The sequence below is a fragment of the Spirosoma flavus genome, assembly GCF_054778555.1.
Window position 1 is genome coordinate 1,910,475 of record NZ_BAAGZL010000001.1, and the last position, 20,458, is coordinate 1,930,932.

At 47.3% G+C, this 20,458-nt stretch carries 19 protein-coding genes; 6 read left to right on the forward strand and 13 right to left on the reverse strand.

Translation table 11 applies throughout. From position 1 onward, the window contains the following. Positions 1-118 precede the first annotated feature (118 nt). From ACYVF1_RS07440 to hemA, 3 genes are all read right to left on the reverse strand, one after another. Positions 119-688: a YqgE/AlgH family protein gene (locus ACYVF1_RS07440; RefSeq protein ID WP_461077133.1), complete on the reverse strand. Its 570-nt coding sequence runs from the start codon at positions 686-688 to the stop codon at positions 119-121. Positions 689-860: 172 nt separating this feature from the next. Then, positions 861-1,454: a DUF4230 domain-containing protein gene (locus ACYVF1_RS07445; protein WP_461077134.1), complete on the reverse strand. Its 594-nt coding sequence runs from the start codon at positions 1,452-1,454 to the stop codon at positions 861-863. 192 nt (positions 1,455-1,646) lie between these two features. Continuing rightward, the gene (gene hemA / locus ACYVF1_RS07450) at positions 1,647-2,954 is read right to left on the reverse strand and encodes a glutamyl-tRNA reductase (protein WP_461077135.1); all 1,308 of its coding nucleotides are present in this window, start codon (positions 2,952-2,954) and stop codon (positions 1,647-1,649) included. Between the two features lie 321 nt (positions 2,955-3,275). Here hemA and ACYVF1_RS07455 point away from each other — a divergent pair, with 321 nt between their 5' ends. Next, positions 3,276-4,475, forward strand: a complete 1,200-nt coding sequence (locus ACYVF1_RS07455) for a sensor histidine kinase (protein ID WP_461077137.1) — start codon at positions 3,276-3,278, stop codon at positions 4,473-4,475. Between the two features lie 24 nt (positions 4,476-4,499). On the opposite strand, the gene ACYVF1_RS07460 is transcribed toward ACYVF1_RS07455, so the two are convergent. Further along, positions 4,500-5,051, reverse strand: coding sequence for a hypothetical protein (locus tag ACYVF1_RS07460; RefSeq protein ID WP_461077139.1), 552 nt, complete (start codon positions 5,049-5,051; stop codon positions 4,500-4,502). A gap of 37 nt (positions 5,052-5,088) precedes the next feature. On the opposite strand from ACYVF1_RS07460, the gene ACYVF1_RS07465 reads away from it, so the two are divergent. After that, positions 5,089-6,210 carry a LuxE/PaaK family acyltransferase gene (locus ACYVF1_RS07465; RefSeq protein WP_461077141.1) on the forward strand — a complete coding sequence of 374 codons (1,122 nt, stop codon included), beginning with the start codon at positions 5,089-5,091 and terminating at the stop codon, positions 6,208-6,210. A 78-nt stretch (positions 6,211-6,288) separates the two neighbouring features. Here ACYVF1_RS07465 and ACYVF1_RS07470 read toward each other — a convergent pair whose 3' ends face one another. After that, positions 6,289-7,440 (reverse strand): sigma-54-dependent transcriptional regulator, encoded by a 1,152-nt coding sequence (locus ACYVF1_RS07470; RefSeq protein ID WP_461077143.1) that lies wholly within the window; start codon positions 7,438-7,440, stop codon positions 6,289-6,291. Positions 7,441-7,674: 234 nt separating this feature from the next. After that, on the reverse strand, positions 7,675-10,953 hold the full coding sequence (gene lacZ / locus ACYVF1_RS07475) for a beta-galactosidase, LacZ type (protein WP_461077145.1): 3,279 nt from the start codon (positions 10,951-10,953) through the stop codon (positions 7,675-7,677). Between the two features lie 138 nt (positions 10,954-11,091). Between lacZ and ACYVF1_RS07480 the strand changes: the two genes are divergently transcribed. Then, positions 11,092-12,039: an alpha/beta hydrolase gene (locus ACYVF1_RS07480; RefSeq protein ID WP_461077147.1), complete on the forward strand. Its 948-nt coding sequence runs from the start codon at positions 11,092-11,094 to the stop codon at positions 12,037-12,039. Positions 12,040-12,055: 16 nt separating this feature from the next. On the opposite strand, the gene ACYVF1_RS07485 is transcribed toward ACYVF1_RS07480, so the two are convergent. Together ACYVF1_RS07485 and uvrB are read right to left on the reverse strand one after the other, a co-directional pair. After that, positions 12,056-12,583: a DUF2911 domain-containing protein gene (locus ACYVF1_RS07485; RefSeq protein ID WP_461077149.1), complete on the reverse strand. Its 528-nt coding sequence runs from the start codon at positions 12,581-12,583 to the stop codon at positions 12,056-12,058. A gap of 222 nt (positions 12,584-12,805) precedes the next feature. Beyond that, positions 12,806-14,827, reverse strand: coding sequence for an excinuclease ABC subunit UvrB (gene uvrB / locus ACYVF1_RS07490; protein ID WP_461077151.1), 2,022 nt, complete (start codon positions 14,825-14,827; stop codon positions 12,806-12,808). A 106-nt stretch (positions 14,828-14,933) separates the two neighbouring features. On the opposite strand from uvrB, the gene ACYVF1_RS07495 reads away from it, so the two are divergent. Continuing rightward, the gene (locus ACYVF1_RS07495; RefSeq protein ID WP_461077153.1) at positions 14,934-15,527 is read left to right on the forward strand and encodes a GNAT family N-acetyltransferase; all 594 of its coding nucleotides are present in this window, start codon (positions 14,934-14,936) and stop codon (positions 15,525-15,527) included. A gap of 82 nt (positions 15,528-15,609) precedes the next feature. On the opposite strand, the gene sufB is transcribed toward ACYVF1_RS07495, so the two are convergent. Next, positions 15,610-17,103: a Fe-S cluster assembly protein SufB gene (sufB, locus tag ACYVF1_RS07500; RefSeq protein ID WP_461077155.1), complete on the reverse strand. Its 1,494-nt coding sequence runs from the start codon at positions 17,101-17,103 to the stop codon at positions 15,610-15,612. Between the two features lie 142 nt (positions 17,104-17,245). Here sufB and ACYVF1_RS07505 point away from each other — a divergent pair, with 142 nt between their 5' ends. Then, entirely contained in the window at positions 17,246-17,770 is a 525-nt protein-coding gene (locus ACYVF1_RS07505) for a hypothetical protein (RefSeq protein ID WP_461077157.1), read from the forward strand. A 50-nt stretch (positions 17,771-17,820) separates the two neighbouring features. Here the strand turns inward: ACYVF1_RS07505 and ACYVF1_RS07510 are convergent, their stop codons facing one another. The 4 genes from ACYVF1_RS07510 to ACYVF1_RS07525 form a co-directional block, all read right to left on the reverse strand. Continuing rightward, on the reverse strand, positions 17,821-18,525 hold the full coding sequence (locus ACYVF1_RS07510; RefSeq protein ID WP_461077159.1) for a hypothetical protein: 705 nt from the start codon (positions 18,523-18,525) through the stop codon (positions 17,821-17,823). Positions 18,526-18,592: 67 nt separating this feature from the next. Then, on the reverse strand, positions 18,593-18,982 hold the full coding sequence (locus ACYVF1_RS07515) for a DoxX family protein (protein ID WP_461077161.1): 390 nt from the start codon (positions 18,980-18,982) through the stop codon (positions 18,593-18,595). A 45-nt stretch (positions 18,983-19,027) separates the two neighbouring features. Beyond that, complete coding sequence (locus ACYVF1_RS07520) at positions 19,028-19,273, reverse strand: hypothetical protein (RefSeq protein WP_461077162.1); 246 nt, start codon at positions 19,271-19,273, stop codon at positions 19,028-19,030. A gap of 12 nt (positions 19,274-19,285) precedes the next feature. After that, a complete protein-coding gene (locus tag ACYVF1_RS07525) occupies positions 19,286-19,546 on the reverse strand; it encodes a hypothetical protein (protein WP_461077164.1) in 261 nt (86 codons plus the stop codon). Positions 19,547-19,659: 113 nt separating this feature from the next. Between ACYVF1_RS07525 and ACYVF1_RS07530 the strand changes: the two genes are divergently transcribed. Beyond that, positions 19,660-20,454, forward strand: a complete 795-nt coding sequence (locus tag ACYVF1_RS07530) for an alpha/beta fold hydrolase (protein ID WP_461077166.1) — start codon at positions 19,660-19,662, stop codon at positions 20,452-20,454. Positions 20,455-20,458 lie beyond the last annotated feature (4 nt).

The following is a 20,458-nucleotide window of genomic DNA, read 5'->3' on the forward strand; positions in this document are numbered from 1 at the left end:
TGAGCGTTTACCAATCGATAACGTAATAGTACCGAAACGCTGGTCCTCAAGGATGCACAAAGTTGGTTAAAAAAACTTAAAGAAGCGGTTGATACGTTGTCGATGGGTCGATCCACGGCTAATTCAACCGCGGATCGACCGGGTAATGGGCAATGGATTTATATTCGCCACCCATACGTTTTAACACACCCCGCCAGAATTCTTTCGTTGGCGTCTCAAACAAAAATTCAGCACTGGTCCGGTTGCTGTGACTGACAATCCAGGCTTTCTGACCTAATTCGGCATCTAGCTGGCCTTCGCTCCAACCTGAATAACCGATAAAAAATCGCACATCCCGTTCGGTCAGCGTACCCAGATTCACGTTTTTTTTAATCTGCTCAAAATCACCGCTCCAGTATAAACCATCCAGTATCCTGATGGAACTGTCAATTAGATCGGGCCTGCGGTGAATAAAGTGGAGCGTATTTTGCTGAACCGGTCCGCCAATGAAAAGAGGTAAATCGGTATGTACTTCCTCAATGACGTCGCTAAGGTGAATGTCTGTCAGTTGGTTGAGAACGAGGCCAAAAGTGCCGGAAGCGCCGTGTTCGCAAACCAGCACAACGCTACGTTCAAAGTTATTATCGCCCATGAAAGGCTCGGCAATTAGTAGGTCGCCGTTCATTACAGTTGTTGAGTTCGTGGCCATAGATCAGGCTATTTTAATCTGTTCGTAGCTAATTAACGACTTTTTTGAGCCTATATTGATACAAACTCAGGCTGTCATTACAGGTTTTTGCCGCTCTGTCGAAGCCAGGTGGCTAGTGCCGACAGGTGGTCGCTAGGTTTTATGCAACACTACGGATTTATGAAACAGATGCCTACAATTGAAATGCCAATTTGATTTTCCGGCCCGAGATCCGTTCGAGTAGAGGACGTAGCATCTGATCGGCATTACGGCTCGTTTGTTCCAGAATACCACTGTTAATCGCCGACTCCCGAACCTGACGCTCGGCCTTGCGGTAGGCATCACTAACCAGTTGTGACTCGTTCAGAAACGAAAATCGGGTATCATAAACCCGCGAGCGGTCGTGGTTGATTTTCCAGGTACAAAGTTCGGGTTTAGGTAATAGCACAGTAATCGAATCACCATGAACGGCAATATCAGTCGGCACAATTTTCGTAAGATCCAGGCAGCCTGTAGCCTCTCCTTCGACCAGCAAAATTGCGTTGGCGTTCGGCAAAAACGTATTGGTTTGTTCATGCTCGACAATGTCTTTGAAGGTATAACGTACCAGCTCCAGCTTTCCCATAGCCTTAACTTCTTTTAACACAATACTTTGGGTTGCACTCTCGCCCCGCCGAAACCGGCTCATTATGTCATTGCTACGTACTTGTTCCCAAATGGCGATCAAGCCAGCCACCAGTATAGCAATCAGAAACAGGCGAAACAGAGTACTTATTAGTCGGGTCATGAGTGAAAACCGTTTGAATGCTACGTTCTAGTTAACGCTGAATGAGACTTCATCAATCAACAATTTATAATAGATAATGGATTTCCGTGAAGTCAAATTCTCAACCTTACTTTACTACGTAACACCCTTTTGAATGCAAAAAAGCCCTGCAACTAGTCGGTTGCAGGGCTTTTTTGCGTAATGTAATAGCAATCAATACGTATGTCTGGTTTCTGAAGCGGGTTGTTTTTCCAGATCAAACAAATCATTCAGTACGTCGATAAGCGTTTCGGCTTCACCCCGTTTGCAGGCGGCTTTCAGTTGCAATACCGGCAACTTGATGATTTTCTGCATTATACCCCGAGTGATTTTGTCGATTTTCTCCGATTCGTCGGGAGTAAGGTGCTTCATGTGCCGGGCAATCTCGTCGCGACGAATTTGCTCCAATGCATTTTTTAATTTATTGATCGTTGGTGATACGACCATTTCTTTCGACCAGTCACCAAATTCAGTGATGGCTTGCGTAATGATGGCTTCAACTTGTGGAATAGAGGCCATCCGCTGATTGAGCGCTTCATCGGCCCGATTGCGAATATGGTCGATATTATATACCAACACACCCGGAATCTGCTCAACTAACGCGTCAATGCTACGTGGTACCGAGAGGTCGATAAAGTATTTAAAACTCAGAATTTTAACATTCTTCAGCAACTCAGGCGTAATGAGCGGCTCATCGAGCATGACCGATGATATAATGACGTCGGCGCGGTGAATTTCGCTGGTCAAATCGGCAAAGTCAGCTACGCGGAACCCGTATTCTTGCGCCAGTGCTTCGGCTTTCGATTGAGTGCGGTTGCACAGCGTAATGTGGCTAACATCGCCACCCGCGTGGGCTTCGAGGTTTTTGCAGACATCGGTACCAATTTCACCCAGACCAACTACCAGAATATTCGGATGCTGACGTTCGCCAATGAGTTCGTCAATCAGCTCCACGGCGGCATACGAAACAGAAGCTGCTCCATCGCGAAAGGAAGTTTCCTGCGCTACCCGCTTGTTGGTGAAGAAAATCGTATGCATCAGGCGGTGCAGGAACGGCCCCGCCATGTCGAGGTCGGCCGACCATTGATACGACTGTTTTACCTGGTTCGGAATTTGCATATCGCCAATCACCTGCGAATGCAGCCCTACACAAACTTCGAACAGATGCCGAACGGCATCGTCGTGAGCATCGAAAAGCTGAAAATAAGGTAAGTAAGCGTCGGTATCGGTCAACCCTTTTTCAATAAGTAACAACCGGGCAATATTGGCGTTTACATCGGAGGACGTAGTGCCGGGTTCGAGGGCGTAATAAACTTCGGTACGATTGCAGGTTGAGATGACGAGCAAATCCGTCAGCCCGAAAAAATCACGAAGCCGGAGCATAAAACGCTTAGCTTCATCTTCGTTAAGTGCAATTAGTTCACGAACGCGAAGGGGCGCCGTTTTATGAGATAAACTAATTGCTTTGAACGTATCTAACATTTCCGATAAAACTCACTAAATGGCCGTAGACCTTCACAAATTTACAACACAATCATGGACGTAAAAACATCCCACTCAACCACGCATTCTATTTAGAAAACATCTAAATAGCTTTGGCTTGTCTTTCTACAATCCTATTTACAAAATAAACACATAAGGCAGGCGCTACGTTCTATCTGATGCCATAAAGCGTATTTTTTGACGGGTGAAACAAGCATTTTCAAGCTCAGAATGCGTTATATAACCGGTTGAATCAAACACAAAATCAACTAAACTGCTTTTCAGATAAAATACTGACAATCTGGTGAGCGGAATAACATCATGCTGAAGTCATTTGACATTTACAGCCAGAATAACGTACTAAAAATCATTGTTGCCTTAAATCTGCTATTGGTCGGAACGGCGTCGCTATTGTATACGAACCGACTGATAAGTCAATTAGAGAAGCGAGAAGAGCAATACGTACGATTATACGCCAACAGCATCGCTTTTCTGGTCGATACCAGTCACGCTAGTTCAGGAGACCTGACGTTTGTGACCAGCGAGATTCTGGAGGCTAATCAAAGTGTCCCAGCTATTTACGTCAATCCAGATGGCCACATTGCCATGTATCGCAATTTCGACGTGCCATCGGAGTATGCAGATACACCCGAAGCCAAAAGTGATTTTTTGCGGCAAAAAAAAGATGAAATGCGGAAGAACCACGAGCCGTTGGTGGTTGAGGTTGGTAACGGGGTGCGTGGGTTGGTTTACTACAACAATTCGAACTTACTCAGGCAGTTAAATTATTTCCCATACCTGTTATTAGGTATTCTGGGCGTGTTGAGCGTACTGGCTTACATATCGTTCAGTTCGTCGAGAAGGGCCGAGCAGAACCGGGTTTGGGTAGGATTGGCGAAAGAAACAGCCCATCAGCTGGGTACGCCGATGTCGTCGCTGATGGCCTGGGTAGAGTATATGCGTTCGGACCCTGACCAGTATGATCCCAGTATTACTGACGAGATTGAGAAGGACGTACAACGTCTGGAAACCATTACGGCCCGCTTTTCAAGTATCGGGTCGATTCCGACACTGAAGGAGGAAAACATAAACGACGTAGTCAATCAGTTTACTACGTATCTGTCTCGCCGAATTTCGACCAAAGTAAAAATGAGTTTGCAGAGTCAGATACCCGCTACACAGGAGGTGAAAATCAACAAATTGCTGTTTGAGTGGGTCATCGAAAACATTTGTAAAAATGCGGTCGATGCCATGAAAGGAACGGGTGAATTACGACTTAACATGCTGACGCTGTCGAATCAGCAGGTAGCCATCGATATTACCGATACGGGTAAAGGCATATCGAAGGCTAACATGCAGAAGGTTTTTTCGCCGGGTTTCAGCACTAAAAAGCGCGGCTGGGGATTGGGCCTAACGCTGGCCAAACGTATTGTGGAAGAGTATCATAGTGGAAAACTCTTCGTAAAAAGTTCGGAAGTTGGCAAGGGTACTACGTTCCGAATTGTGCTGAACACAAACTAATACAGCGCACTCCCCGATTAACAGTTAATCGGGGAAAGGAACAGTTATAGTATCAGTTTCAATAACGTTACTCTCATTCAAGGCGCGGTCACGTATTTGAATCCGAAACTTGATTGGGTACAATTTTGCTCGGTTCGTATAGTAATATATCTGCTCAAAATCCAGACTCCCTTCAATGGCGCCTTTGGGTTTGTTGTAAGCCAGATCCGGCAGATAAAGGGAGTTATTTTCTTTTAGCGGATACTCAACATATTTTCCAGCGATTAAACGATACGTCGTTATTTTATAATTACCCCAGCCGCCGTGGGAGGCATAAAGCGCTGAATCGACCTTCGAAATAGGTATCGTGCTGGTGCCATTGCCAAGATTACCATCGCCATCCCGAAACCCAATGGTTATAACCAGCGAATCACGGCGGGTTTGACCAACCCCCTTGCCTGGCTCAAGCTGATAGCGAAATAGGCCTTTAAAGTCGATTTCGGGCGTGTTCGAATAATCTGGTTCGGTGAAACAGGAGGAAAGGAGCAGAGCTGCTCCTACGATAAAAAGATACGGTTGAATTTGTTGCCGTCGCATACTGTTGTACTTGTTACCCAATAAACGCTTAAATCTATTGTCTTTTTCACTCATTCGTTCGGCCGAGGCCGAATCAATTCGACAGTCACTGCGGGAGAAAATTCTGGCGATGAGCAGCCAAACCCCCGATGTTGCTCAATTTAACGAATTGGCCTTGTCTGTATTTTACTATCAATCAACCCACAATCCACTTTATCGCGACTATTTACGGTATCTTAACGTTCGCCCGGAACAGGTTTCGGAAGTACGTCAAATTCCTTTTCTACCAATCGGTTTTTTCAAAAAACACACCGTGCTGACTGGTATTGACGGTCAAGATAGTACGTTGCCTGCTGATACGTTGACATTCGCTAGTAGCGGTACCACTGGCGAACAAACCAGTCGACATTACGTACCCGATTCGGCCCTTTACGAAGCTATCAGCGTCCGGATTTTTGAACAGCTTTACGGGCCACTTCAAAACGTACATATTCTGGCGCTACTGCCTTCTTACCTTGAACGAAATAACTCCTCGCTGGTGTATATGGTTCAGCGATTTATAGACCGAAGTAAACGCATTTCGGTTGGATCGAACGTAGCGCCTGAATCAATAAGTGGTTTTTTTCTCAATAATTACGACGAACTGACGCAAGTGCTACGTTCGCTGACTCAGCGTAACGACCAAAAAAAAATTCTCCTGATTGGCGTTACGTTTGCCCTGCTCGATTGGACTGAATCATCCCCAGACCTGTCGTTCCTGAGCGAATTGCCTAACCTGATTGTCATGGAAACGGGAGGTATGAAAGGCCGTCGGCGGGAGTTGCTACGTGAGGAAGTTCATGCACTTCTTAAGGATCAACTGTGCGTGCAGGCTATTCATTCTGAATACGGAATGACTGAACTTCTGTCGCAGGCGTATTCAATGGGGGAGGGCATCTTTCGACCAAGTCAGACGCTACGTGTGTTCCTGCGCGACATCAATGATCCGTTCTATTTGTTTTCCGAGGAGTTTTCCCGTTCGGGCGGTATTAATGTAGTCGATTTAGGCAATTTAGATTCCTGCTCATTTGTCGAAACGCAGGACCTTGGTCAGTACGTTGGTCAGGAAGGTAATTTCCGCGTTATCGGCCGTTTTGACAACTCCGACGTAAGGGGGTGCAACTTGATGGTTCAGTTATAAAAGAGTAAAAGCGTGAATGAGTGAGCTTGCCAGATGCATACGCTCTTTCACTCATTCACGCTTTCGCTTTTTGTATAACTATGCGTACGACTTCACATCTTCCATCGATATTTCTTCGCCACACATGATGACCAGTCGCTCGATAACGTTTCGTAGTTCTCGAACATTACCGGTCCAGGGAAGCGATTGCAGGTAGGTAATCGCATCGGGTGTAAGTTCCTTAGGCGGGGCGCCGTATTCGGTGGCAATATCATGGAGAAATTTGTCGGCCAGCAGTGGAATATCGACCCGACGTTCGGCCAGGGGCGGCACGTGAATCATGATCACACTAAGCCGGTGGAACAAGTCTTCCCGGAAATTGCCATTAACAATTTCCTGACGAAGGTCTTTATTCGTGGCGGCAATAACCCGAACGTTCACTTTGATTTCCTTGTCGCCACCCACGCGGGTAATTTTGTTTTCCTGCAAAGCCCGCAGCACTTTAGCCTGAGCCGACAGACTCATGTCGCCAATCTCATCGAGGAACAACGTACCGCCATCGGCCTGTTCAAACTTACCAACACGCCGGGCAGCAGCTCCGGTGAATGCTCCTTTTTCGTGACCAAATAGCTCACTTTCAATGAGTTCGCTGGGGATAGCCGCGCAGTTTACTTCAACCAAGGGTTGGTTCGCCCGACTTCCTTTTTCGTGGATCTGTTTCGCCACCATTTCTTTCCCCGAACCGTTGGCCCCCGTAACCAGCACTCTGGCTTCGGTCGCGGCCACCCGATTGATCGTATCTTTAACTTTCTTGATCGGCTCCGATTCGCCGACAATTTCGTTCAGTTTATAGATACGTTTCTTGAGAGTTTTGGTTTCCTGCAACAGCTTGGCCCGCTCGATGGCGTTACGTACCGTTATCAGCAGGCGATTCAAATCGGGTGGTTTAGTGATAAAGTCGTAGGCTCCCCGTTTGGTGGCTTCAACGGCCGTTTCGACAGTGCCGTGCGCCGAAATCATGATGAATTGGGTGGTTTTGCTGGCTTCACTAGCTTTCAACAGAACGTCGAGGCCAGTTAGTTTAGGCATTTTAACGTCGCACAATGCTACGTCGTAGTTGCTGCGGACAATCATTTCCAGCCCCTCTTCACCATCTTTTGCTTCATCGACCTCGTAGCCTTCATATTCCAGGATGTCGCGTAGTGCTGCCCGGATTTTCCACTCATCATCTACGATAATCAGTTTGGCCATAGAACTGGGTATTTTATATGGTAAAGTTAGATCAGATTTTAAATGTGTTAATAATGTGAAATATATAATGCGCAATGTCATTTTGCTGATTACCAGATTACTACTAAGCAATTAAGCATTGTTCATTTTCAATTTTACATTATTCGTTAGTGGCATAGGCCCGAAAATAGGAAATTTATGTCGCATCCGATCAACCGCGAATCAAATTTACCAAAATCCTTTGATGGTTACTGACTACCGGGGAAGCTGCATGCTTACCGCTTCGGCTACGTTGGTACGTTGGTCGATCGGGCGTATACGGAACGAATACGTATACGGTTTGGAAGCAGGCAACTGATATTCTTTATGAACGCGTGGTGACCAGCTATCATCTCCCCCAAGTCCCATCTGAGCCATATCGATGTTCACAACTGTTACGTTACCTCGTTCCACTTCCTGATGATCTGGCTGTTTGGCATCCAGCAAAGCATTGTCGCTGTAATCGCGCGCATTGATATTCAGAAACGTACCGTCGTTTGCATCGGCAACGATAAGAAAGCCAACCCCCATAGCATCAGTTAGTTTAGCCCAGCGTACCTCCGTTTTATTACCATTTTCCTGCGCCATGGTGTACGGAAAAAAATGGTCGGCAATTTTTTGCGTGTAGACGCCAATTTTAGCCGCATCTTTCCGGTCAGCATAGCTTTCGAACGGTCCACGACCGTACCAATTTATGCTGGTGATTGTAGGCACTAAATCGACCTGCACACCCACCCGAGCCAGCGGAGGCAACGTACCCGATGGCGTATACGTAGTGGTAATTTGAACATCGCCCGTGCCGTATACTATGTAGTCATTTTGCTGTGTGATCGTGCCTCCGTTGAGTGTCAGCTCATTCGTACAAATAACTTTTATCATCTGTGGATGAGGTTCCAGTTTGAAATCAACAGGACTGGCTTTGGCTGCATCATAACCAGCCTGTCGCCAGCGGGCTGCAAACGAATTTTTGCCGCCACCTTCGTCGTTGTCCGTAGGAACCCGCCACAGGCTAGGCCGAAATCCTTTTTCTGCTACGTCCGTCGCCAGCATATTTTTGCCTCTGAAGAACCACTGACTCAAGCCACCGGTTGATTTATCAAATATTACGGCGAAATCACGCCCTCGAATCGTTACGTTGGTAGCCGTTGATGTGGCTTTCACAGACTGAAGTCGGTTCATACCAATCACTACAGGCTCCGCTGAGTTAATTTTCACCGGAAACTGTCCACTGGAAACCTCATGACCTGCTGGTGCCCAGGCATGTGCCTGTTTCAACCGAATGCTTACGTTTAGGAAATATTCGCCTGACTGCCCTATTCGATTGGCCAGATTCGGACGGGCGTTACCATCAATCTGCCGCGAGTCGATGTATTCGTCTAACTTCACAGGAAGCGTAAGTACCTGCGTTTGACCGGGTTTAGCTACCAAATTATTTTCGCCACCCCGCTGAACGACTTCGCCGTTACGTAGCAGTTCCCACTCCAGCCGAAATAAATCGAGCGGTAAAAAATTATAAGTATTCCTAACGTTCAGTTTGAAAGGCTGCCCAGCCGAAAGCGCCGTTGGGGGCGTCAGCTTAACGTACTGATAGACGAGTTTTACTTCGTTAAGTTCGGGTTGTGGCATCCGGTCGGGATTAACCAGCCCGTCGCAGGCGTTAGCTCCGTCGATGTAGTTGATATGAGCCATATACTCTTTCCCTGCGCTGTTTTTCAGACGTAATCCCTGATCGACCCAATCCCAGATAAACGCTCCCTGCATCCGTGGATACCGGTCGATAGCGGCCCAGTAGTCTTTCAGATTACCGACGCTGTTACCCATGGCGTGACCATATTCACAAACGATAACGGGCCGATTCGGATCTTTTTCCATCAACTTAACCATCTCATCAACAGACGGATACATCGTTGAGATGATATCGAAATTAGTCAACGACGTAGCGTTGTAGGGCTGGCGGCCTTCGTAGTGAATTGGCCGGGTAGCGTCGATGAGTTTCATAATGTCGGCCATATCGCGGAAGTTCTGTCCCATGCCGGTTTCGTTTCCCAGCGACCATATGACGATGCAAGGGTGGTTTTTGTCACGTTCGACCATCGCTCTTCCCCGCGCCACAAAGGCATCGCGCCATTCAGGCTTGTCGGCTGGCGTCTGACCTTTGCCCCATAACTCATGACTTTCAATATTCGCTTCGTCGATAACGTAGAGGCCGTATTCATCGCAGAGGTCGTACCAATCCGTTACGTTCGGGTAGTGCGAGGTACGTACCGCGTTGATGTTGTACTGCTTCATGAGCTTAATATCCTGAATCATCGACTCCCGACTGATCACGCGCCCAGTGTTCGGGTCGAATTCGTGCCGGTTTACGCCTTTATACGTAACAGGTTTGCCGTTGAGCAAAAGTTGCCCTTCGCTTAGTTTCATTTCGCGGAAACCGATACGTTGGCTGATAGCCTCCGTAGCCTGTCCATCAGAACCCAGCAATTGAGCAGTGAGTGTATACAGCGATGGCGCTTCGGCATTCCACAAAGAAGGCGCTTTTACGTCTTTAGCCAGTCGAAACAGCACTTCCTGTCCGGTATCGGTAGCATTTTCAGATGTCAGTGTTTCCGTGAAAACAACCTCTTTTTTAGGACCGTATAACGTAACGCGCAGCCGATAGGGAGGGGTTGTGCCGACGGCGTTCAGCGTGCGGACATTGGCGTTGATTTTTAACGTAGCGTTCACGTACTGGTCATCAAGGTCAGTAACGAGCGTTAAATCGCGCAGGTACGTTATTGAGCGGGATACTAGAAATACGTCCCGGAAAATTCCGGAAATCCGCCAGAAATCCTGGTCCTCCAGGTAGCTCCCATCCGACCAGTTAATAACTTCAACAGCCAGTAAATTCTCGCCGGATTTAAGCTTATCCGTAATCTGAAATTCGGCAGGTGTCATACCATCTTCGTGATAGCCAACCGCTTGACCATTCAGGAAAACCCGGCAAGTCGACTGAACACCCGCGAAGTGCAGAAATAGGTTGCGGTTCTGAAAATTAGCTGGTAGGGTAAACTTAAGCCGGTATAGGCCAACGGCGTTAGTATCGGACGTAATACGGGGCGGAGTAGCTGGGAACGGATGTTTGATATTGGTGAAAATCGGTCGGTCGTAGGGGCGGCCTTCGCGGGCACCCACAACTTGCCAGTTCGACGGAACGGGTAGATTATCCCAGTTTTGGTCATTCAGCGTTGGTTGATAGAAATCGTTGGGAACCAGACGAGGATGCTTTACCCAGCGAAATTTCCACGTACCATTCAGCAACTTAATATTCGGAGATGTACGCCAGTCGGTTGCAGTAAGGGCTTGCTGCTCAGTTTCGAACGGAACCAGATTAGCGTGTGGTTTTTCGGTGTTGAGACTGATAACCTGTGGATTTTCCCAATCAGGGAGGTTTTGCGCCTGGCAGATTGAGAATAAAAAAAGAGTTAAAAAGAGGTAAATCGGTAAGCGTTTGTGCATAGCGAATGCGTTTATTTCTGTACACAAGCGAAGGCGTGGCGCGAAACCAGCCTTTAAAGAAAGCACCTATTCACGAGCCTTACTGCAAAACAGCGTAAATTACACATATTTTTTACCGCCATTAACCCATCAGACGTTATGCGTATACGTAATCTTGTTTTCTGTTCACTACTGATTTTCCTCCACGTAACGTCGATAGCTCAATCGCGTCGCCGGGCCCAATTGACTACTCCTCAGACTAATGGCCCCGTACCGGTAGTAGCGGCTCCTCAAACGCGTCTTCTCGAAAGTTTAGTGATGAACAGTTCATTGATGAATCAGGCGGTGAAGTTTTCAGTGTATCTACCACCCGATTACTACGTATCAAACCGACGCTATCCGGTAGTGTATCTGTTGCACGGATTGGGGGATGATGAAACCGGCTGGATTCAGTTTGGCGAAGCCGACCGTATTGCTGATACGTGTATCCGGTCTGGCGACGTACCGCCCGTGATTATTGTGATGCCAAATGCAGGCGTTACGTGGTATGTGAATGATTATCAGAATAAAGTCCGTTATGAGGATATGTTTGTGCAGGAATTGATTCCGCACATCGATTCGATGTTTCGAACACGGACCCAGCGCGAATACCGGGCCATATCGGGGCTGTCGATGGGTGGTTTTGGGTCGCTCATGTTGGCTATGCACCATCCTAACCTGTTCAGTTCCTGTGCCGCGCTGAGTGCCGCTGTTCGTACCGACGAAAGCTTTAAAAGCATTCCTGACGAGCGGTATAACACGGTTTTTGGGCCTATTTTCAGTGGACCAGCTAAGGGCGAAGACCGGCTTACGCTTACCTGGAAACGTAACAGCCCTATAAATCTGGCTAAATCAGCGCCAGAAGGCGATTTAACTCGCGTGCGCTGGTATCTCGACTGTGGGGACGACGATGCCCTGACCGTTGGTAATGCCGCCTTGCATGTGTCTTTGCTGGAGCGTAAAATTCCACATGAATATCGTGCCCGTGATGGTGCCCATACGTGGTCCTATTGGCGAACCGGTTTACCCGAAGCCCTTAAATTTATCGGTGCAGGTTTTCGCAGGTAGAAGCGAGGAAGGTTGCTCAACGACGCTGAAACGGGACCGTTGCTTCGGTTGTGTCCCAAATCAGCATCAGGTCGGCTCCATTCGTGGCAGGTACCAGATTGATTGTAAACTGTTCGGCCATAGGAGTGTGTTGACGCGATACGACCGGAACACGTAGTACGTCTTTGGATTGATCGTAATTAGTGCCCCACTGCCCGGTTTCGCTATTAAAAATGGCAATCCAACCAGCCTTTGAAGGTATCGTCCAGAATGAATAATTTCCTGCTTTTAAAGGCTGCCCGGCAACCGTTACGTCCTGACCTAATTCAATGACAGTCGCTTCATTCGCTCCCGTTCGCCAGACTTTTCCGTAGGGGACCAATCCGCCAAAAATTTCTCGTCCTTTCTTATACGGTCGACAGTAGGTTACCTTAATTTTCAGGCCGTTCTGATCTATTTCGGTAATGGCTTCAGGGCTGCCGGATTTGGTCCAGCTACGTAGTGAAAATAAGCCAATCAATATAACGGCAGCGATGATGCCGAGGATGGTAAAAATACGTTTCATAGCTATGAGAGGGCTTCAACCGGACAGGCTGCAAGGTAATAATAATTTGTAATTTGCTATACAGACGCATAGCTGCTACGTATCAGTATCCATAATTATCAACTTATTTTGTTTGCTCATGTTCATAAGCCGTAAAAGACAATGAGGTAATGCGATCGCATTACCTCAAGGAAGGGTTGGGGTTTCTCCCTAACCGCTGCAAAAACAGTCAGCTATAAGTAATTAGGCTGTCTCCTGCTTCAGTTTATCCCGTAATTGAAACAACTCGTCGCGAAGGCGGGCGGCTTCCAGAAAGTCTAAATCTTTGGCGGCTCGTTCCATTTTCGACTGTGTTTCCGTAATTAATTTCTCCAGATCGCTTTTGCCCATGTATTGTACCACTGGGTCGGCGGCAATGCGGATTTCTTCAGGCTCAATGTAAACATGCCTCACCTTCGAATCCGCCACTTTGGTTTGACCCATAATAGCTTCGCGTGATTTCAGAACGGTGGTTGGCGTGATACCATGATCTGTGTTGTATTCCATCTGAATGGCTCGACGACGGTTAGTTTCATCGATAGCTTTCTGCATGGAACCCGTAATGGTATCGGCGTACATAATTACTTTACCGTTAGCATTCCGGGCGGCCCGGCCAATGGTCTGAATCAGCGAACGGATATCGCGCAGGAACCCTTCTTTATCGGCGTCCATAATAGCTACTAGTGACACTTCAGGAAGGTCAAGCCCTTCACGCAGCAGGTTTACACCAACCAGTACGTCAAAATTTCCCAACCGTAAATCTCGCAGAATCTCAACCCGGTCGAGTGTTTTAACTTCAGAGTGGATATACCGAGTTTTAACACCAACCCGGTCGAGGTACTTAGTCAGTTCTTCGGCCATACGCTTAGTCAACGTAGTAACTAATACGCGTTCGTGGTTTTTCACCCGACTGTCGATAGATTCGAGCAGATCATCAATCTGATTCAGACTGGGTCGTACTTCAATTTCAGGATCGAGCAAGCCGGTCGGACGGATAAGTTGTTCAACAACAACGCCTTCGCTACGTCGTAGTTCGTAGTCAGAAGGGGTTGCCGATACGAAAATGGACTGTCCTGATAAATCTTCAAATTCTTGGAACGTCAGCGGGCGGTTATCCATGGCCGACGGAAGCCGGAATCCATAGTCGACCAGAGCCGTTTTTCGGGAGCGGTCGCCCCCCCACATTGCCCGAATCTGGGGAATCGTTACGTGGCTTTCGTCAACGACCAGTAAATAATCGTCTGGAAAATAGTCAAGTAAGCAGAAAGGTCGCTGACCGGGCATACGACGGTCGAAATAGCGGGAGTAGTTTTCGATACCAGAACAATACCCCAATTCGCGCATCATTTCAAGGTCAAATTCAGTACGTTCCCGAATCCGCGTAGCTTCCATTTCGCGAAAGTCAGACTCGAAATAACGTATCTGCGTCATCATATCGTCCTGAATCTGATGAATAGCGCTATGCATGGTTTCGCTACTGGTAACAAACAGATTGGCCGGGAAAATGGTAACGTAACGCTCGTCCGAAATTTTCCGTCCCGTGGACGGGTCGATACGTTGGATGGTTTCGATCTCGTCGCCAAAAAAGATGACCCGGTACGCAAAATCAGCGTATGCTACGTAGAGATCAACCGTGTCGCCTTTCACGCGGAACGTACCCCGGCCAAATTCGCCTTCGGTTCGGCTATACAAAATGCTGACGAGTTGATGCAGAAACTGGTTTCGGCTCAATCGCGCTCCCACTTCAATGGGCACTACGTTCCGTTTGAATTCGTCAGGGTTGCCCATGCCGTAAATACATGACACCGAGGCCACCACAATCACATCACGCCGGCCGCTCATCAGCGCCGACGTAGCGGAAAGACGTAGTTTATCAATTTCTTCATTGATGGCCAGGTCTTTTTCGATGTACGTATTGGTGGTAGCGATGTACGCTTCCGGCTGGTAATAGTCGTAGTAACTGATAAAATACTCGACTGCATTATTTGGGAAAAACTGTTTGAATTCGCCGTAAAGCTGGGCTGCCAGCGTTTTGTTGTGGCTTAATACGAGAGTCGGGCGGTTTGTTTGAGCGATTACGTTGGCTACGGTGAACGTTTTTCCGCTGCCCGTTACGCCCAGCAAAACCTGGGATTGGTCGCCTTCTTTAAGCCCTTTGACGAGTTGTTCAATGGCCTTCGGCTGATCGCCGGTAGGCTGAAATTCAGAGGTTAATTCGAAGTTCATTAGCGCCGTTTAGAATCTGGCTAATTTACGATTTTTTGAATTGGATTCCAAGGAGAGTTTCTAAATTGCTACGTTGTGAATCCGTTACTAACCTTTACTAAAATCGATGACCCCACTTTTTACTGTAGCACCGTTTACACCCGAAACGATCACCTTGTCAGTGGCGGAGCAAGTCACAATTCGGTTGTTGGAATCATCTGATGCGTCGAAATTATCGGCTTATTTCAGTGGTTTATCTGAGCAGACGAAAAGCTATTTTGCTCCGCATCCGTTTATTGTCGAAACAATAGAGCATATCTGCAAGACGCTAAACCCAGAGGAGGTTGTACGGCTGGTCGCTGTGTCTGAAGCCACTGGGAAAATAATCGCTTATTTTCTCCTGTTGGCGGGGGCTACACCTTCGGATACGGCTCGATTTCAAGCCCTGGGAATGCCAATACGTACTGAGACAGATTATTCAATAGCCCCTTCCATTACGGATGAATATCAAAGTCGGGGATTAGGTAATCACCTGATGAAAAAGTCGCTGGCTATTGCCAGAACGATGGGGAAACAGCGCATTATTTTATGGGGTGGCATTCAGGACCGAAACCAACGGGCTATGCACTACTACACGAAGTATGGGTTTATTAAGGCAGGCCAATTCACGAACGATGTGCTGAATTACGATATGTACTTGCCCCTACCGACTGATAAGTAGTAACTTAACTTCAACTAACAGGGTAACAAAAAGCCTCTACGTTTCCGTAGAGGCTTCAATCAAATAATTATTTCTTGAGCAATTAGCCTACGCTACCTTCCAAGCTAATCGCCAGCAATTTCTGCGCTTCAACGGCGAATTCCATTGGAAGTTGATTTAGTACTTCTTTAGCGTAACCGTTGATGATCAGCGCTACGGCCTGTTCAGTCGGAATGCCGCGCTGGTTGCAGTAGAACAACTGATCTTCGCCAATTTTCGACGTAGTAGCTTCGTGCTCGACGGTGGCCGATGGATTGTTGACTTCTAAATAAGGAAACGTATGCGCACCGCACTTATCACCCAACAATAGCGAGTCGCATTGGGAGTAATTACGTGCGTTTTCAGCGCGTTTCAGTACCTGCACCAGACCCCGGTAAGAGTTTTGGCTTTTGCCTGCCGAAATACCTTTCGACACAATCCGGCTTTTGGTGTTTTTGCCGATGTGAATCATTTTAGTACCTGTATCGGCCTGCTGCATGTTGTTCGTAACAGCTACCGAATAGAACTCGCCAATCGAGTTATCGCCTTTCAGAATCACCGACGGATACTTCCACGTAATGGCCGAGCCTGTTTCTACTTGTGTCCAGGAAATTTTGGCGTTCGGCCCTTCGCAGATACCGCGTTTGGTAACGAAGTTATAGATACCGCCTTTCCCTTCTTTGTCGCCTGGGTACCAGTTCTGTACGGTCGAATATTTGATTTCAGCCTCGGCGTGGGCAATCAGTTCGACGACAGCTGCGTGAAGCTGATTCTCGTCGCGCATCGGGGCTGTACATCCTTCCAGATAACTCACATACGAACCTTCGTCAGCAATAATCAGTGTACGCTCAAACTGACCCGTTCCAGCGGCATTGATTCGGAAATAGGTCGACAATTCCATGGGGCAACGAACGCCTTTCGGAATATAACAGAACGAGCCATCGGTGAAGACAGCCGCGTTGAGGGCAGCAAAATAATTGTCTTTTGCTGGCACAACCGAACCTAAATACTTCTTAACCAGTTCAGGGTGTTCGTGAACAGCCTCTGTAATGGAGCAAAAGATAATACCTCGTTCGGCGAGATCTTTCTTGAACGTAGTAGCAACCGAAACCGAATCCATCACCGCATCGACAGCTACGCGCGGGCGATTATCCGGATTGGTATCTGTAGTAATAGTATCAACCACGCCTGCCAACCGTTTTTGCTCACTCAGCGAGATGCCTAGCCGGTTGAACGTATCAAGTAATTCGGGATCGATTTCGTCGAGCGAATTAACAGTTTTCTTCTGTTTGGGCGCTGAATAATACTTAATAGTCTGATAGTCAATTTTAGGGTAATTGACGTTCGGCCATTTGGGTTCGGTCATTCCCTGCCACATCTGGAAGGCCTTCAACCGGTTCTCGAGCAGCCATTCAGGTTCATTTTTCTTGGCAGAAATAAAACGAATGATGCTCTCATCGAGACCAACCGGAGCCTCATCGGCTTCAATCACGGTCTCAAATCCGTATTTATATTCAGCGTTGGTTATGCTTTCTAAAATGTCAGCGTCCTTGCTCATAATCTAGGTTAATGACGTGCCTTTTTGCACCGTTGTGCTATAATTTTAACAATCGGCTGAACGGGTACGTTCCGGGCAGGCTGGACAAATATCGGAAACTTTCCGTTATTTCGGGCATCTCGACGTCATAGTCTATCTAGTTATGCCTGCGCCCAAGAAACGTATCAACATTGAATTACACCTTAGCCTTTCCGCTACGTTCCTAAGTTTAGCTGCCCTGATTGTCTCAATTTTTCAGACGAAGATTGCGCGGGATCAGCAGCATGCCTCTGTCTGGCCATTTTTGCAGATTACAGGCTCTAGTTACGATCAGGAGTTTCATTATGGCCTGGAAAACAAAGGAGTTGGCCCAGCTATTATCAAAGACTATTCGCTGATTTACAAGGGGAAATCGTATTCGAATGTACGTGACTTATTCTGGGAGCATATTGGCCGCTCAACTTCAGGAGCTAAGGGTTTTGGCAACGTATCAATAGGCGACGTCTTTAAATCAGGAGAAGATCTGGAGTTGTTATTTGTAAGTCGAAACGATTCAATCGTTCAGAAGGTAGAACAGATGATGGCTGATACGTCGTTTCTGGTGCGGATTCGCTACGCTGATGTGTATGGTAACTGCTGGTTATTGGAGCAGAACAAAGTAAAGGAGCTAGGCAGTTGTTCTGAATAAAAAAGAATGCCACTACGTAGTGGCATTCAGGAAGTTGAGCAAATCAGAAATTAGTTGAGTGTTACGTTGATACTGCTATAGTAAAGCGTTGTTAGTCCTTCAAAACCAGAATCAGTTCCTACCAGCAACCAGAGTTCGCCTTTCTCGTTCGACCTGGCAATGAAGGGTTTATCAGCATTGCTACGTTTGATAAGTGTGTAATTTTCGGTATCGTCGCTGCTCGCAATATTTCCCAAACGTATCGCATCTTTACCGTCGTTGTTCTGAGCGCCTTTGTCGAGATTGAGCGCATAAAATCCGTCTTTCAATTCTTTGACCGGTTCCACAGGAGAAGCGCCTGCTTTTAACCAGACACTGCTACCGGGCGATCCGCCAATCCCAATCGAATTTTCTGGATATTTCGATGCTAGTTCTACGTTGAAAATCAGCTTGTAATCGGTGTTCGGCTGTAATCCGGTTACTTTCTTTTTCAAAAACATGAAGGCATCGTCGCTGCGGTTCATGCTTTCGATCATCAACGACTTCCGAGTAGAATCGAGCGGAGATGGCAAACCGGTACGTGCTGATTTGAATTCCATTATGTTTTCTTGCGCCGTGCCATAATCGGTGATGTCGGCTGTCCAGCCGTCGGCGTCGCGCTGGAAGGAGGACTGGTAGGGGAGGCCAGCTTGGGTTGGTACGTCGTCCTGTTTGCAGGCTGAAAAACTGAATAAACTGACTGTTAAAATGGCGGTTAACAACAACGTTGATTTCATTCTGAAATTAGATGGTTTCCTATACAGACTCATCCCCGTTGCGAACCGTTGTAAGGTTTGTTGAAAATTATCGGAACCGACTCCGGCCTGCGCCATCCAGACCACGTAGTGCCAAATAGAAAGCGATGATGTAAATCAGCTGGTTACCAGCGCCTGACCAATCTTCTTTGAGCGTTGTTCCAAATAACAACGCACTAATAATTAACCCGCCAAGTAAGTATCCCCACTTGCTGAATTGACCACCAATCAATATCAAAAGGCCGCAGCTTAACTCAAGAAACGGAAGTGTGTACAGAAACGCTTTGGTTAAGAGAGGAGGTAGAATAGTTTGGGCAAAGCCCGCTTCTGTTTTCGCAACAAATGCATGAAGTTTTGGGATACGTACCAGACCGTGCATCAGCATATTGATACCTAGCCCAATACGTATCACAAGTTGAGCTAACTGATTGGCATTCATCGACTATATTGGATAAAGATGTTCTAAAAAATAACAACCGAATGCTTACTCATTTTTTAGAGTCTGATCACCAGACTCGGTTGCTTCTTCGGCCAGTACGTCATCGTTGATACGTTCACCTTCGGGTGAATCGCCATCTTTTTCATTAGCTGATCCCATAGCCGCTTCTGGACTCATTTGGTTAGCCTGTGCTACGCCTGGTTCTGCTGTCTCGCTCTGCGCCAGTAGTTGCACTACGCCCTGGTTATCATCTTCAGCAGGATCATAATTCTGATTATCAGTCGTATTCATAGCGTTACGTTGTTAACTGCTTGAGCGTGTTACGTGTCCTCCCAAAGAATAATTGTCGTCCTGATGATGGTCATGTTCACCAGTAGGGTCGCCGTCTTCGTCGAGCGGCTCATCATATTCTTCCTGATCTGCTACGTCATCATCAACTTCATCCTCGTCATCTTCCATTGCGGCTCCGCTCTGGTTTATAAACGGGTCGGGTGCCATCCGGTCTTCCCACAAACCCGTTTGGGACGTAGCAGTTGCTGTTTCGTCATCCTGAAAGGCGATCATAATCGTTCCGTGATTAGGTGATAGATAGGATAACCCGGTAGAATGGCGAAAGGTTAGACTTAACTACGTTATCCAATTGATTTTTACGCTGATCAGCCAAATCCATGCATCCAATGAAGGTTTATTTATTTGTTATGTGCTTACTAGTAGCCGTTGCAGCGAACGGACAATCGTCTCGCGAGCCGCTCTTTACATCATTCGATGGAACAAAAATTCATTATGATATTGTCGGCGAAGGAAAACCGGTTGTGCTGCTACATGGGTTCATCAGCAACAGTGAAAGCTGGAAACGTTCAGCGGTGCGACAGTCATTAGCCGATGCCGGTTTCAAAGTCGTTACGCTCGATTTGCGCGGAAACGGTTTATCAGACAGACCACATGCTGCCGAAGCGTATCGGGACAATATGGAATTAAAGGACGTAATGGCCTTGATGAAACACCTGGGCCTGACCAATTACGACGTAGTAGGTTACTCGCGCGGGGCAATTTTAACGGCTAAATTGCTGACGATGGACAAACAGGTACGCCGGGCGGTGATGGGAGGAATCAGCGTCGATTTTTCGGACCCAAACTGGATACGTCGTAAAAATTTCTTCGAAGCCCTGACCAAGCCAGGCAGCCATCCCGAACTACAACCCGCCGTCGATAACGCCAAAAAATCGGGTGCTGATACCGTCGTACTGGCACGTTTGCAAGAGTTCCAACCTGTAACCAGCAAAGCTGAATTGGCAAAAATTAAGATACCAGTGCTGGTAGTGAATGGCGATCAGGACAAAGACAACGGCGATCCGCAAACGCTGGTCGATGCTATACCCGGTTCGCGGCTGATCATTGTGCCGGGCAATCACGGCGGTGCCATGCGAACCCCCGAATTTGCTAAAGCAGTGGTCGATTTTCTGAAGAACTGATTAT